This is a genomic window from Paenibacillus sp. 2TAF8 (assembly GCF_052114825.1).
In the GTDB taxonomy this organism is placed as follows: domain Bacteria; phylum Bacillota; class Bacilli; order Paenibacillales; family Paenibacillaceae; genus Paenibacillus.
On record NZ_JBFRFN010000009.1, the window covers coordinates 104,222 to 117,930 of the forward strand.

The 13,709-nt window shown below is 45.5% G+C and carries 16 protein-coding genes; 14 read left to right on the forward strand and 2 right to left on the reverse strand.

The window, feature by feature from the left end:
- Window positions 1–210 precede the first annotated feature (210 nt).
- The 7 genes from AB4Z30_RS15405 to AB4Z30_RS15435 all read left to right on the forward strand — a co-directional run bounded on the left by AB4Z30_RS15405 (window position 211) and on the right by AB4Z30_RS15435 (window position 6,175).
- Window positions 211–888 (forward strand): response regulator transcription factor, encoded by a 678-nt coding sequence (locus AB4Z30_RS15405; RefSeq protein WP_441928162.1) that lies wholly within the window; start codon window positions 211–213, stop codon window positions 886–888.
- Entirely contained in the window at window positions 885–2,267 is a 1,383-nt protein-coding gene (locus AB4Z30_RS15410) for a sensor histidine kinase (RefSeq protein WP_441927850.1), read from the forward strand. The genes AB4Z30_RS15405 and AB4Z30_RS15410 overlap by 4 nt, the downstream gene beginning before the upstream one ends.
- Before the next feature lie 67 nt (window positions 2,268–2,334).
- Window positions 2,335–3,609: an ABC transporter permease gene (locus AB4Z30_RS15415; RefSeq protein ID WP_441927853.1), complete on the forward strand. Its 1,275-nt coding sequence runs from the start codon at window positions 2,335–2,337 to the stop codon at window positions 3,607–3,609.
- Entirely contained in the window at window positions 3,606–4,283 is a 678-nt protein-coding gene (locus AB4Z30_RS15420; protein WP_441927855.1) for an ABC transporter ATP-binding protein, read from the forward strand. Before AB4Z30_RS15415 ends, AB4Z30_RS15420 begins: the two co-directional genes overlap by 4 nt.
- A gap of 152 nt (window positions 4,284–4,435) precedes the next feature.
- Window positions 4,436–4,975, forward strand: a complete 540-nt coding sequence (locus AB4Z30_RS15425) for an NUDIX hydrolase (RefSeq protein ID WP_441927857.1) — start codon at window positions 4,436–4,438, stop codon at window positions 4,973–4,975.
- A gap of 84 nt (window positions 4,976–5,059) precedes the next feature.
- Window positions 5,060–5,566 carry a DUF4275 family protein gene (locus AB4Z30_RS15430; RefSeq protein ID WP_441927859.1) on the forward strand — a complete coding sequence of 169 codons (507 nt, stop codon included), beginning with the start codon at window positions 5,060–5,062 and terminating at the stop codon, window positions 5,564–5,566.
- Window positions 5,567–5,581: 15 nt separating this feature from the next.
- A complete protein-coding gene (locus AB4Z30_RS15435) occupies window positions 5,582–6,175 on the forward strand; it encodes a DUF4304 domain-containing protein (RefSeq protein WP_441927861.1) in 594 nt (197 codons plus the stop codon).
- A gap of 8 nt (window positions 6,176–6,183) precedes the next feature.
- On the opposite strand, the gene AB4Z30_RS15440 is transcribed toward AB4Z30_RS15435, so the two are convergent.
- Entirely contained in the window at window positions 6,184–7,011 is an 828-nt protein-coding gene (locus AB4Z30_RS15440) for a DUF2785 domain-containing protein (RefSeq protein ID WP_441927863.1), read from the reverse strand.
- Between the two features lie 114 nt (window positions 7,012–7,125).
- Between AB4Z30_RS15440 and AB4Z30_RS15445 the strand changes: the two genes are divergently transcribed.
- Both AB4Z30_RS15445 and AB4Z30_RS15450 read left to right on the forward strand, forming a co-directional pair.
- Window positions 7,126–7,923 carry a hypothetical protein gene (locus tag AB4Z30_RS15445; RefSeq protein WP_441927865.1) on the forward strand — a complete coding sequence of 266 codons (798 nt, stop codon included), beginning with the start codon at window positions 7,126–7,128 and terminating at the stop codon, window positions 7,921–7,923.
- Window positions 7,910–8,203 carry an RNA polymerase alpha subunit C-terminal domain-containing protein gene (locus AB4Z30_RS15450; protein WP_441927867.1) on the forward strand — a complete coding sequence of 98 codons (294 nt, stop codon included), beginning with the start codon at window positions 7,910–7,912 and terminating at the stop codon, window positions 8,201–8,203. Before AB4Z30_RS15445 ends, AB4Z30_RS15450 begins: the two co-directional genes overlap by 14 nt.
- Window positions 8,204–8,252: 49 nt before the next feature.
- Here the strand turns inward: AB4Z30_RS15450 and AB4Z30_RS15455 are convergent, their stop codons facing one another.
- A complete protein-coding gene (locus AB4Z30_RS15455; protein ID WP_441927869.1) occupies window positions 8,253–9,197 on the reverse strand; it encodes a hypothetical protein in 945 nt (314 codons plus the stop codon).
- Between the two features lie 307 nt (window positions 9,198–9,504).
- Here AB4Z30_RS15455 and AB4Z30_RS15460 point away from each other — a divergent pair, with 307 nt between their 5' ends.
- The 5 genes from AB4Z30_RS15460 (at window position 9,505) to AB4Z30_RS15480 (ending at window position 13,709) form a co-directional block, all read left to right on the forward strand.
- Window positions 9,505–10,026: a DUF2569 domain-containing protein gene (locus tag AB4Z30_RS15460; RefSeq protein WP_441927871.1), complete on the forward strand. Its 522-nt coding sequence runs from the start codon at window positions 9,505–9,507 to the stop codon at window positions 10,024–10,026.
- 31 nt (window positions 10,027–10,057) lie between these two features.
- Window positions 10,058–10,675 carry a histidine phosphatase family protein gene (locus AB4Z30_RS15465; protein ID WP_441927873.1) on the forward strand — a complete coding sequence of 206 codons (618 nt, stop codon included), beginning with the start codon at window positions 10,058–10,060 and terminating at the stop codon, window positions 10,673–10,675.
- A gap of 69 nt (window positions 10,676–10,744) precedes the next feature.
- Window positions 10,745–11,401, forward strand: coding sequence for a pyridoxine/pyridoxamine 5'-phosphate oxidase (locus AB4Z30_RS15470; protein WP_441927875.1), 657 nt, complete (start codon window positions 10,745–10,747; stop codon window positions 11,399–11,401).
- Window positions 11,402–11,561: 160 nt separating this feature from the next.
- Window positions 11,562–12,512, forward strand: a complete 951-nt coding sequence (locus AB4Z30_RS15475; RefSeq protein ID WP_441927877.1) for a radical SAM protein — start codon at window positions 11,562–11,564, stop codon at window positions 12,510–12,512.
- 174 nt (window positions 12,513–12,686) lie between these two features.
- Window positions 12,687–13,709, forward strand: coding sequence for a phosphodiester glycosidase family protein (locus AB4Z30_RS15480; protein ID WP_441927879.1), 1,023 nt, complete (start codon window positions 12,687–12,689; stop codon window positions 13,707–13,709).

Here is a 13,709-nt window from a genome sequence, read left to right on the forward strand (position 1 = left end):
GTAATACGATTTGTATCAAATGTGAACATATGAGCAATCATTCATATGTTATGGGTTTATTATAATTCGATCTCATAGTAGTGTCAACCAGATTTGAGCAAATATAAACATGCATCGACACAGACAGCTATACTGGTAACTGCACTGGCTAATGCCTTCTCGTTTGTGCTACCATCGGGGCAGGATCACTATAGAAGGGCGGACAACGAGATGAAACATCTGCTGCTGGCAGACGATGATGCTAATATTCGCGCGCTGCTGCGCCATGTGATGACGAAGGAGGGATATCGGGTACATGAAGCACAGGATGGTTTGGAGGCGATCAAAATGATACAGGAGACCTCCATCGATCTCGCGATCCTCGATGTCATGATGCCAGGTATGAACGGACTCGAGCTGTGTGATTACATTCGTCAGCATTACGACATTCCTATTATGTTGCTGACCGCACGCGATCAGCTTGCGGACAAGAAGGAAGGGTACTTGCGGGGCACGGATGAATATGTGACCAAGCCGTTTGAGCCTGAGGAACTGGTGTATCGGGTCAAAGCTTTATTTCGTCGATATCATCGGACCTCCAGCGATATGATTCGTATGAACAGGATTGTGATTGACCGCAACAATGTAGAGGTGAGTGACGGGAAGTCGATTTTATTTTTGCCGATGAAGGAATTCGAACTACTGTCTCAGCTTGCGCAGTTTCCGGGGCGTCTCTTCTCGCGGGATGAGCTGATTCGGCTCGTGTGGGGTGTAGATTATGAAGGAGACGACCGAACGGTGGATGTACATATCAAGCGGCTGCGTGACCGATTTGCGGAGTATGCAGATGATTTTGTGATTCAGACGGTGCGGGGGATTGGTTATAAGATCGAGGTGAAATCGCGTTGAGAACGTTGTACGTCCGTATATTTCTCATTACGGTGGCGGTGATTATCGTCAGCAGTGTGCTGGGTTTCTTTTTCTCCAACATCTATTATCACGCCAAGCTCAAGGAATTTAATGATGAGAAGCTGGTGGGCATCGCCATGGATATGAAAATGTTTGCCGAAGAGCAGCCGGATACAGTGGAGAGGTATCTGAATAATGCGGCTTCACTTGGATATGAAATTTATGTCACAGATGGTGAGGGGCATGATCAATTTTACGGTCGTGAATTCCGTGAAAAGGATCTGGATCAACAGGCTATTCGCCTGGTGCTGGGCGGTGAAGTGTATCATGGTGTGGCCGAGTTTCCGAGCCAACCGTTTATTACCGGATTTTTTGACAATCAATTAAGTAATACGGTTGGTGTTCCGCTACAAGTGGGTGATACTCCATATGCTATGTTCATGCGTCCTGATATCATTTTGCAATTTGGGGAACTGCGAATTTTCTTTGCGCTCATTGGAACATTAACGGTTGGCATCAGTGTACTGATCTTTCTATTTAGCACCCGTTACTTGGTGAATCCGATTGAAAGACTATCCGAAGCGACGAAACGAATTGCACAAGGCAATTATAATCTGAAATTAAATACCGCAAGACGTGACGAGATCGGGCAGCTCGCTCAGCATTTTATGACGATGAGCCGTGAATTGGAACGGGTAGATCAGGCTCGGCAGCAGTTTGTGTCCAACGTATCCCATGAGATACAGTCGCCGTTAACCTCGATTCAGGGGTTTGCCCAATTGGTGGCGGATCGGGAATTGTCGGAGCAGGAACGGGAGCATTATGCATCGATTATTGAGGAGGAGAGTCGTCATCTCTCGTTGCTGAGCAAACAGTTACTGTTACTGTCTTCGCTTGAACAGGGAAATGAAGATATAACCCAAACTCAAACGACCTTCTCCCTCAGAGGTCAATTCCGTCAGGCGGTTCAGGTGTTGCAATGGCAGTTGGAGGAGAAAGAGCTGTTACTTCGCATGTCCATATCTGAATCCATAGAGCTTAAGGGTAATGAAGTGTTGCTCATGCAGGTGTGGATGAATCTGCTGGGTAATGCGGTGCAGCATCTGCCGAAAGGCCGTAGCATTGAGATTCGGGCAGAGCAGACGGATAAAGAGTGTATTGTTCATATTCAGGATACCGGAGACGGAATCGCAGCGGAGCATCTGCCGTTCCTGTTTGATCGTTTCTACCGTGTGGATCATGCGCGTGAACGTTCTTCTGGTCGAACCGGCCTGGGCCTTGCGATTGTGCAGAAGATTATCCGCATTCATCACGGGACGATTGAGGTGTCCAGTTCAGCCGAAGGTACGCTCTTTACGGTAACCCTTCCGCAGATGTAATGAGTTATTCATTTTCCGTTCATTTTCACCTCCTATACTTGGGTTATCAAGAGGGAGGTCAGAGCATATGTACTTGGCTATACGGGAAATGAGATTTGCAAAAGGACGATACGCCTTGATTGCCACCATCATGGTGCTCGTTTCGTTTCTGGTGTTGTTTGTAACCGGACTTGCGCAGGGGCTGTCGTATGATAACGCGGCTTCGATTAAAAATATGGCAGCAACCCACTTTGTTCTCGAACAGGATTCGAATCATCGATTCACTCGTTCACAGGTGGGCCAGCAGGAGCTGGATGAGGCGCGTGCTGTCGTTGGGCAGGACAATGCAGAACCGCTTGGGGTCCGAATGACTACAGTCAGCCCGGCGGATGATATCAAGAAGATTGATGTCACTTTATTTATGGTGAACCCCGAAAGCTGGCTGGCGCCAACCGTTACCGAAGGCAAAGCGATCAACGATCAGTCCACAGGGCAGGTAGTGGTGGATCAGAAGCTGGCAAAATCCGGCGTCACGATTGGCACGGTTCTGGTGGATCAAGCCTCTGGGACGGAGTGGACCGTTAGTGGTTTTGTGCAAAATGAATCGTTCAGTCACGCGCCGGTGGTGTTTCTGAATGAGCAGGAATGGCTTGCGTTGCAAGCTGGATCACGTACTGTACAGGCGTCCCCTACAACAGGTGGAGTAGATGAAAAATCGGGAGCAGGTGCGATTGAAGCGAGCGCTGGAACAAGCGTGAGCACTAAAGCGGACACGGGTGCTACTGGTAATGAAAATGCAACGAGCAATACAACGGCAATCGGTACACCGACTCCATTTGGTTCACTGAGCGCGCCAGTATACAATGCCATCGCGGTCAAAGGTACGGATGCTCAAGTGAGCAAGCTGAGCGCTACATTGCCTAAGACGGAGATGATCACCAAATCGGATGCGGTATCCGCCATTCCGGGTTACAAGGAGGAGCAGGGCTCACTTTTGATGATGATTGCGTTTCTATATGTAATCTCGGCATTTGTGCTTGCGGTATTTTTCTACGTCATTACGATTCAGAAGACCAGTCAATTCGGCATTTTAAAAGCAATTGGTACCCGAAATGCTTATCTGGCAGGCAGTGTTTCGCTGCAAGTGCTGCTGCTATCTGCGGGCAGTCTGGTGATCAGCGTGCTGCTCGTGCGGCTGTTTGAGTCCATTTTGCCTGCATCGATGCCTTTTCAATTAGGATTTTCCACCCTTGCATTAACCTGTGTGTTATTCATTCTGATGTCGATGGCGGGTTCGTTGTTCTCGGTGTGGAAGGTTACCAAAATTGATGCACTTGATGCGATTGGGAGGACGGCAGCATGAGAAACCGACTGGAGTTACAAGGTGTTACACAGACATTTGATGACGGTGGCAGCCAGCGCACGATTCTGGATCAGCTTGATCTGCAGGTCGCAGAAGGGGAACTTGTCGCTGTGATGGGCCCTTCGGGTTCAGGGAAAAGTACATTTCTGTCTATTGCAGGGGCACTGCTCGAGCCCACGGATGGGAAGGTATTGCTAGACGGTACTTCGATTATGGGCAAAAGTAAAACAGACATCTCGGATGTAAGGCTGCGCCAGCTCGGATTTATTTTTCAAAGTGCGAATCTGATTCCGTACCTGAAGGTGGAGGAACAGCTATTCGTGGTTGCGAAGCTTGCGGGTATGGACAAAAGTAAAGCCAAGCGCCGTGCAGGTGAACTGTTGGAGACGGTGGGCCTGTCTCATCGTCGCAAAGCATACACCGACAAGCTGTCTGGCGGGGAACGCCAGCGCGTTGCCATTGCGCGGGCACTGATGAATGATCCGGCCGTGCTGCTGGCGGATGAACCGACAGCCAGCCTGGATGCGGAGCGCGGGCTGGATATTGTAGGCACGATTGCTCGGCTCGTGAAGGAGCAGGGCAAGAGTGCGGTGATGGTTACGCATGATGAGCGGATTTTGCCGCTCTGTAGCCGGGTACTTTTTTTGGAAAAAGGAAAGCTCGTAGCGCGTTAGAGGAATGTAAATGTGAGGGTCACAGGCTCCTGCGGGGAAGGTGGCCTTCTTTTTGTGTTTTCGACTATAATTGGAAGGGAATGGAGTGTACCTTAAAGGTACGAATGGATTACATAACATCATGAATTTCATAGGGAGAGGATCGGATGCGGATGAACAGCATAAATGCAGGACAATTTCCGGCACTGAGCACGTCGATCCATTGGGGAATTGTAGAGGCGGAGTTCCGGTTGGGCGAGCAAGTAGACGAGACATTGGTGAGTAATGTGAGCATTATTCCGTTTGTCGAGGAACAGTGTGTCGTGTTTCAACTGGATAACGGGCTGTGGGAACTGCCCGGAGGAACGTTGGAAGCAGGCGAGTCTTATATGGATGGATTGAAACGTGAACTGATGGAAGAATTAGGGGCAGAGCTGCGAAGCTACCAAGTCTTTGGACAGTTTCATTGCACTTCCTGTGCCATGGAGCCGTATCGACCTCACATTCCGCATCCACATTTCATTAGAGTCATTGGTTACGGTGAAGTGGAATTGGTTGGTGAACCGCTCAATCCCGAGGATGGGGAGCAGGTGGTGTTGGTTGAGATCGTAGAGATCGATGAAGCCGTGAGGCGTTTCCGGGATCAGAATCGGCAGGATATTGCCGAGATGTACAAACTAGCCTATTTGCTGCGAAAAGATGATAAAGGCTGATGTAGACGCAGCGCGTTGTTTCAGTTTTGAAGTATATTTTTTTACAGTATCCACAAACGTATCTATATAAAGGGAGGTTTACCCATGGTTCGGGAAGAGATTAATCGGATGTTGGATGTGATGCCTGAAAGGCAACTCAACATGGCATACTCACGAGTTGAAATGGTGTACCGCAAATATATGTATGAGAAGATGATCGCAGACAAGAGGGTACAAGTGACTGAGTTCTGTGAGGAGTCTGAGGAAATTATTCGGCGCTGGGATGAGGTGTTTGCACATAACCTGGATGATGTTTTAAAAGAAGCGATCCATTACAGCCAGTACAAATGGCATATGTTCAGTTACAAACAGCAGGAGTGTTTGGAAGGGGAGGCAGCGCGAGCAGCCTTCGATGCGGAGGAGAAAAATGATTTGTATGTGATGTATCAGAACACAGAATTTGTCCAGATCTACGAGAATGCCAGCGCTGTCGTCGCAGCCGATTTTGATGAGCAACAGGATATCTATATCTTTGACAAGGCGTTCACATGGACGTATGTACATACACATGAATCGATGTGCGGCCCTTATTTTTATAAAATCGAGGCATAGAGGGAGGGAGTTCTATTGCAGGAGCTATTTAAAGAGATCATCAAGAACGAAGTAAAACCTCTATTTGCCCGTCACGGTTATGCCAAAAAAGCTCTGAATTTTCAAAGAGTCGAAGGCGGTCTTATTTACGGATTCAACATTCAGAAGTCCCACGGCAATACAGCCAATCACGTTCGCTTCTATATTAACTGCATGATTCATTCCAAGGAGTTGGCGGAGCTGCAGTCTACGATATCAGGCGGTAAAACGATGGAGGAGCAATCTCATTTCACCTGCCGGATTGAAGAGATTGTCCCATCTGCTCCAGACCGCTACTCGTTGACACCTGACACCGACCTAGTCACCTTTTCAAAAGAACTTCTCTCCCATCTGGAAGAAGCTGTGGAATATATGCGGAACATAACCAGCCCTAGGGATATTGTGGAATACTATATGAAAAGAACAGCACTGCATTTGAGTGAAGAAACCTTTCACTTCCTGCTACAGAATGGTGATACGACGACTGCTCAGAAATATCTACAACTACTGCACGCTAAATATGGAGTCGAAAATCGCTGGGCGATCTTTGAGAAAAAGTATGCAACTATTTTTGCAACATATGGGCTTTGACATATCCTTCAGGATGAATAATAGACTGGTTCCACTTTATATAACGTTTCCTCAATCGTTGAACATAAGGCAGCATCATGGACGGCATTATGTCTAATTCTGAAGTAAAGACTTTTTAGAAAGTTTTTAATGTTGTTTTTTTGCCTGAATGCAGGCAGGAATTCGGTGTCCTTCTCCACCGTACCAAAACGTTGAATCCATTCTTGAATATATTTCTGACTAAGAATGTTTCTATTTAGAATACAGATGACCGGTTTCACCATTCGTTCGTCTTCGCCATCGGAGTAAACCCGTTCGCTAATCGTTATTTTCTCATATACCAGATCCAGTATCGTTGTTAAATCAGCCTCATGCAATTCGTTTGATTGGGCCAAATCCTCCAAAGCATCAGCAGCATGAGCTATAGCGTGTGCCCAACCCTTGGTTTCATCATATCCGCGATAATCCCTTTCTTCTCGTACATTGTGAAAGACAGCGTCTTTGATCTGATGAATGCGCCCACTTGACAGGAAAGGCGATTCTGTGTGTCTGATGAAAAGAAGAGGGATAACCAGCATGGAAAAAGAACGTGTGAATACGGAATCAGCTTGGGCTTCCCCCAGTTGATAAAGCAAATGCCTATGATCTAAAACGGTGGTTAAAATATGTTCTAATTCGTATGTAGTTAGAGTACTGCCAGGAATCCAGTGAGATAAGGTTGTATAGATCAACTCATCACGCAGTTGTGCGTCCAACGTACCAATGTTATGTAACATTTCTTGTACCAACTCGAAGGCGTCTGCAGGTGCTTGATATTCGTTTTCTTGTATCAACAGCAGCTTTTCTTTTAAATCCATTAAACACACTCCTGAAAATTAAATTTCATTCTAGTACACTTGTTTATCAAAGGTATTATACAATCTCTGCGGGAGAAAGCCCATATCTCAACGGATAAAGAAGGATGTGCAACATTGAAACTATTTCTAAAATCGAACCCGATCAGACTGGAGATCGGCTATGAATTAGGCTACGGGCCGAACGCCGAAATAGCTGAACTCATCTTAGCCTTCAAGGAAGACGATGAAGAGATATTATTTAATTTCATAGAGTATGACGAAACAAAAGATCCGTATAAAGCAATGATTTCGAAAATGAATGTAGAATATTTCCATGCGGGTGTATTCTGGGGTCCCGATTACGAAACGACAGCAAGAGTGGCTGATCTATTAAAGCGTAAATCCTACAATAAAGAAGCAAACCTAACCAATGAACAATGGATAGAAGAGTTTCGCAAGCAGGAACTGAACGACATGGATGCTGGATTAATACATGAAATTGAGGAGTTGTTATATGAATATGCTCACGACTTTCTTGAATTGAAAGAGTATCCAGAAGCTGTACAGAACTTCATCTATCCACGAGTGAAATTTCAAAATAAGTTGTGGCTGAAGCATGTCGATATACCTCAGCATTTGAAGAATGTAATATGGTATGCATTACAGACAAAAGAAGAGATCATTAATGCTCTAGAATTAACGGATTTCTGGTTTAGTTGTGCTATCGTTAGTAAAGGCACTGCGCCCGAGCAGTTCAATAGTTATCTGTCCTATATAGAAGAACATGGTTTTGAACTGGAAGCTCCAGATGGCATGGTGCTATATATCCAGATTAGGAATAAAGAAAGGTTTTTGGAGAAAACTCTCCCCAAATTAAAACGGTTCACGGATATAGAGGTTACAGAGGAGGAAAGTCCAAATGACAACCAATAAAGGAACACGGCGAACATGTGAGAAGGGACATACTTTTGTTAAAAAAAGTGATTGTTCGACTTGCCCCAAGTGTGAGACGGAAGGGAAACCAAAGGAGGGGGTTATGAGTCTACTCTCTGCTCCCGTAAGACGAGCACTTGAAGCAGAAGGAATAATGACTTTACCGAAACTTGCCGAGTATACGGAGAATGAAATTCTAAAGCTGCATGGTATCGGGCCCTCATCTATGCCCATATTGCGTAAATCGCTGGAGGAAGAGGGATTGTCTTTTAAGTCATGATTTTAAGCTTTTTTCCAATCGATTACCTCATTCCTCAGCTCATTAGAAGCTACTCTACAACAGATAACAGTTCTTCCATCGTTACTTGATACAGCAAGTTTCCCTCACTCAGCAGCAGGTGATCCTGGCGGAAATCCTGTCGTGCTTGTTGGAAGGGGCGCTTTTTTTCGTTCAACAATGTGAACTTCGTTCCCTTGGTTAGGCTACCAGACTTCTGCATTTTCTTGAAAATAAATGTTCCGTGCTTCTCGTACCCGGCATCAAACAGGAAATGATATCCATCCGTACAGAAACCGGAGGAACCTGATATCTCCGGATTCAGGAAGTTCACTCGAGGAGACTCCGGTTGGATTGCTCCTGAAATACAGCCGAGTTTAAAGTCAGTATAATAGTAGAACCAGACTTCTTCTTCGTTCACCACATTGAGTGCGTAACAGTCGGCAATGTCGGCGCTGTTATTTTTATAGAGTACATTCCCATATGCGTCCCAAGCTAGCAATCCACTCTCTCCAACGGGCTGATCCCAGCCATAGTTGCCAAAAATACCTTCATCAAAGTAACTGGTCCAGATCGTTCCGCGTTTGGTCACCTGTACACTCTGGATCCCGTCTCCTAGCAAAAATTCACGAATCGTTGTGCCTTCCATATCACACACTTTGGCATTCAGATCATATTGATTGTTTCCGTAATAGGTGCAGCGCGCACCAACGAGCAGCAGATGTTCTTGTAAGGGCTGTACGTAATGATAGTAATATTGTTGTCCCCCGATGACGACTTCCTGGACATATTCATCCGATACAATCAGCACTTTGTATGTGTAAGACTTCTTTAGTTTGGTTTGCACAAACATGCCTTGTTTTCGTTCAGGGACTTGATTAATAAGTAATATATATGCAAGGCCATCGTGTCCCCACTGCACGGAGACGATTTCGAAACCCTCGGTGTAACTGGAAATATCGGCAAAAGGCAGTAACGTTAATTTTGGATCAGGCATGGATAAATCCTCCTTCATTATTGTAAACAATCATAAGCAGCATCTTCGACTGCTGTTGTTATGTTGAATTATGACATGTACAGACTGGACGGAACATGGTGAAAGTATAACGATTCCGAAAAAGGAGCTGAGGAAGTCACGGGTATGCCTCGTTTCTCTCTTGTAGTACAATAAGGAAGCTGTGTCAATTTTTATAGGGGGGTAGTTAGCTTTCGAGCAAGAAATAGGAAGGAAACCTACAAAGTATTTATACATATGGAAACGAATAGCAGCGGTTAAAACAACATGAGAGAAGGAAGTGTTAGAAATGCAGCAAGAACCTCTACAAGAAGCATTTCAAGAATCAATGAGAGAACACCGCCCACTTGGTGTGTCTGGGCTCGGAGGCTGGCTGATCCTTATCCAGATTGGGTTGTGGTTCACACTAATTATGCTCCTGGTACAGATCAACCAATCTATGTTAACCATATTAAACACAGAGACATGGGAGGTTCTTACTGCTAAGGATTCAGGCTTGTATCACCCGCTTTGGGCTCCAGTAATTATTTTTGAAACTGTTTTCAACCTAATGTTTCTGGTATTTACAGTGTACGTCATTGTTTCTTTCTATCGGAAAAAAGCAATGCTTCCACGTCTGATGATTATTTTTTACAGTCTAAGCCTCGCAGTTGGAATTGTGGATTATCTGCTGCTCTATCAGATTCCGATAGCAAGAGAACTCGAAGATGGAAGTTCAATTCGGGACATTGCACGTTCTGTCATTGCTTGTGCAATTTGGATTCCGTATTTTAGGAAATCTGAACGTGTGAAGAACACGTTTGTTCGCTAAATGATGAGACAGTGAGAGGTGACAGAACACAATGAAGATTTTTCTGGTTCGGCATGGTACAGATGAAGAAGGTTATCGGGGCGGTTGGAGCCAAAGAGGACTTACTGAAGCAGGTATTATTCAATCCAGAGCATTAGGAATGTATCTGTATAAACATGCAGAGCAGTATGATATTCAAACGGTGATAAGCAGTGATCTCCCCCGAGCGATGCAGACCAGCAACTCGATTGAAGAGTCATTGGGCATCCAAGGCATCTATACAGCCGACTGGCGTGAGATGAACAATGGTGAATTGGCGGGTATGCTCCATGCGGAAGCGGAAGAAAAGTATCCTGGAGTTTATTTTAATACGCTCAAGATGGATACTGCTTTTCCGGGCGGAGAAAGTCCGATTCATTTTTATACTAGAATACGAAATGCATTCGAGAATCTTTGTATTCAACTCGAAGAGAAGCGAATCCAATCGAATGTTTTGCTGGTGACCCACGGTGGGGTGATTAATATCCTTCACTATGTGCTTGCTAACAAGGAATGGAGCAATACGTCCAGTTTTTATCCCATTGATAACACGAGTATTCATACGATTGAGAAAACAAAGAATGGATGGAGTATACTAGACACAAATACAATTCCTCATTGGAGACCGTAAAGCAGCTAAGCTTCTGCATGTTGCTATCAGTATCTCGATATAGAACTGAAGAAGTAAGGAGGCAGGCAGATGAGCAGTAAACCGGAAGACCTGTTGCATCATTTAACATCTTTATCTGGACCATTCCCCATTTGGAATATGGAACAGCTGCCGGATCAGCCGGGAGAGTTATTTCTGGATTGGTTAAGACTGGCTATCGAAAATAATGTAAAAGAGCCCCATGCCATGACGCTCTCTACCGTAGATCAACATGGTTATCCAGATGCGAGGGTTTTAATTTTGAAAAACATGATTCAGGATACCTTCTATTTTGCATCCAGCTTGGACAGTCGAAAAGGCCAGCAGCTGAAGGATAATCCACGGGTGGCACTTACCTTCTACTGGCCTTCATTAGGAAGACAGATTCGAATCAGGGGAATTGCTCAAGATGAAGGAGACGAAGCAGGGGCAAAGGACTTCCGGAAACGCAATCCTGGAGCCCAAGCAGTAGCTATGACGGAGCGCCAAAGTCAGCTATTGGATAGTGAGGAAGAGTTGAATGGTTCCATTGAAATTCAGAAGAAACGACTTCAGGAGAACCCTGATTTTGCTGCGTCTCATTGGCGGTTATATGCTGTTCATGCACAGGAGGTAGAGTTTTGGCAGGGGGATACTGATCGGAAACATATACGCGTTCAATATAAATGGCAGGAAGGACATTGGCAAAGGAATAGGCTGTGGCCTTGATACCACAGGCTTATAGAGGCATCTTATAAGAAGAATTTCTTAGGCCTAATCCTTCTTGAACGTACATAATGTCATAGCCCTTACGGATATCTTCCACTATAATTTTCAGGTTATCAGGACGTGGATCTGAAATGCTGAAAGATAAGTAGGGGGAAGGGTTATGACGATCAGCAACAAATACAAAGCGCTTGAACTGGAGACTCCCGGCGTCTATGGGCTCGAAGGGCTAGAGGTTGGGGTGACTTCGAATTGTAATTATAAATGCGACTACTGTTGCGCATACAATCGAGATGATGGGGAGTGCATCAGCAGTTCAGAGGTTATCCGCATTATTCGTGAGCTTCCACATCTCAAGCGGGTACGGCTGTCAGGCGGCGAGGTGACGCTGAAATACCAGGACTGCTGGGACATTGTAACGTACTGTGCGGAACATGGTATCGATACACAGCTGAACACCAATGCCAGTCTGTTGACAGAGGAAAGAATCATGGCGTTACGGGATGCCGGCTTGTCCAACATCCATATTTCTTTTAACTACACTGACGCGGAGTCGTATGCCGCCTACTATCGTGTGCACCCGCGCATGTATGAGAGATTGGAACAAAACATTCGTCTGTGCACGGAGCTCGGTTTGGAAACAGTGCTTGAAACGTTACTATTTAAAGGGAATCAGGAGAATATGCAGGCGATCAGCGATAAAGTTTACGACTTGGGTGTGCGTATTCATGAGATTCAGAACAGCATCAAGATGCCACATACCGACTGGAGCCAGATTGTCTCCAAGGAGTCGCTGGTTCAATCGGTCACAGCATTAATCGAACATAAAAAGCCGGATACAACGCTCTATTTTACATGTATGGATCGGTTTGCCGAACAATTGAATCTGCGTGAACAACCTGGAGTGTACTTCTCGAACTGTGTGGATGGTACGAAACAATTACACTTGCATGGCAACGGGGATATTCTGATCTGTGAGCTGTGCCATCCGGTAGTCATTGGTAACATTTATAGTGGTACGTCATTGAAGGATATCTATACGCAGCAGCCCGCTGCCCTAACAGATTTTCTCAAAAACCGGCCTTGTCCAGCGTACGATGCGTTGTTTGCATAGGTAAATCCAATTTCAACTTTGAGGTCTTCTACTTTCCTTTAACGGAAACGGGAGGCCTCTTTAAATTTAAAGATAAACTGATGGTCATCTTACTTCTTTCGTTTCAGATTCATTTAAGTTAACGGTCCTAATATGGCATTAGAACGTAACTGAATCTGGAGAGGTGAAGGATACATGATCAAACTCTTAAAAAAGCCAAACCGGAAAGAACAACATAGCATTCCTGTTTCCCGAAAAAAACGCAGGTGGCTTACGATTACCCTTGTAGCTGTAATTGTTATAGGAAGCATTCTGTACAGTCTGGCTGACCGATATTTGATTCGGCATGTACAGGTGGTTGTGGCAGATGATAACGCGGCAACTACTCGTTCAAGTGAGGATGCTGCATCTGATGGAAATGCAGATACCACCTCTACTACGACTACAGCGGATGTGCATGCAACATCGGATGACTGGAATTACAGCAGTGACGATCTAAAGATCCAGATTCATAAGGTGCAGGCAGGCTCCGGCTCGGATCAGATTACGTATTATGTGGCTGATGTACAGGTGAAGGACGCGAGCAACCTACGAACTGCGCTGGCGGACAATAGCTTTGGCACCAATATCACGGAGGACACATCAGAGATTGCTGAAACAAACAACGCGATCTTTGCGATAAACGGTGACTATTACGGATTCCGTGATGATGGTGTCATTATCCGTAATGGCGTGTTATATCGTGATAGCCCGACCAGAGATGCGTTAGCACTGTTCAATGACGGGACGATTCAAACGTATAACGAAAATAATATTTCTTCTGCTGAACTGCTGGCAGAAGGAGTGACCAATACGTTATCCTTTGGGCCGATTCTGGTGCAGAACGGTGAAATTACCAGTGATTTCAGTCGTGTGAAAATTGACAATAACTTTGGCAATCGCTCCATTCAGGATGCGAATCCCCGAACAGCCATCGGCATGATTGCGCCGAACCATTATGTGTTTGTTGTAGTCGATGGAAGACAAGATGACAGCCGGGGTATGACGCTGGCTGAACTTGCCCAGACGATGAAAGACCTGGGTGCAACAGAGGCGTATAACCTGGACGGCGGCGGTTCATCCACCATGTATTTTATGGGCAGGGTCGTGAACAATCCTTTGGGACGTAATCAGGAGCGTGGCGTAAGTGACATTCTGTATCTAACGGAGGCACAATAA

What these genes read in the sequence shown, in the direction of transcription:
- AB4Z30_RS15405 (WP_441928162.1), top strand. Translation starts at nt 211, where the DNA reads ATGAAACATCTGCTGCTGGCAGACGATGATGCTAATATTCGCGCGCTG.
- AB4Z30_RS15415 (WP_441927853.1), top strand. Translation starts at nt 2,335, where the DNA reads ATGTACTTGGCTATACGGGAAATGAGATTTGCAAAAGGACGATACGCC.
- AB4Z30_RS15420 (WP_441927855.1), top strand. Translation starts at nt 3,606, where the DNA reads ATGAGAAACCGACTGGAGTTACAAGGTGTTACACAGACATTTGATGAC.
- AB4Z30_RS15425 (WP_441927857.1), top strand. Translation starts at nt 4,436, where the DNA reads ATGAACAGCATAAATGCAGGACAATTTCCGGCACTGAGCACGTCGATC.
- AB4Z30_RS15430 (WP_441927859.1), top strand. Translation starts at nt 5,060, where the DNA reads ATGGTTCGGGAAGAGATTAATCGGATGTTGGATGTGATGCCTGAAAGG.
- AB4Z30_RS15440 (WP_441927863.1), bottom strand. Translation starts at nt 7,011, where the DNA reads ATGGATTTAAAAGAAAAGCTGCTGTTGATACAAGAAAACGAATATCAA.
- AB4Z30_RS15450 (WP_441927867.1), top strand. Translation starts at nt 7,910, where the DNA reads ATGACAACCAATAAAGGAACACGGCGAACATGTGAGAAGGGACATACT.
- AB4Z30_RS15455 (WP_441927869.1), bottom strand. Translation starts at nt 9,197, where the DNA reads ATGCCTGATCCAAAATTAACGTTACTGCCTTTTGCCGATATTTCCAGT.
- AB4Z30_RS15460 (WP_441927871.1), top strand. Translation starts at nt 9,505, where the DNA reads ATGCAGCAAGAACCTCTACAAGAAGCATTTCAAGAATCAATGAGAGAA.
- AB4Z30_RS15465 (WP_441927873.1), top strand. Translation starts at nt 10,058, where the DNA reads ATGAAGATTTTTCTGGTTCGGCATGGTACAGATGAAGAAGGTTATCGG.
- AB4Z30_RS15470 (WP_441927875.1), top strand. Translation starts at nt 10,745, where the DNA reads ATGAGCAGTAAACCGGAAGACCTGTTGCATCATTTAACATCTTTATCT.
- AB4Z30_RS15475 (WP_441927877.1), top strand. Translation starts at nt 11,562, where the DNA reads ATGACGATCAGCAACAAATACAAAGCGCTTGAACTGGAGACTCCCGGC.
- AB4Z30_RS15480 (WP_441927879.1), top strand. Translation starts at nt 12,687, where the DNA reads ATGATCAAACTCTTAAAAAAGCCAAACCGGAAAGAACAACATAGCATT.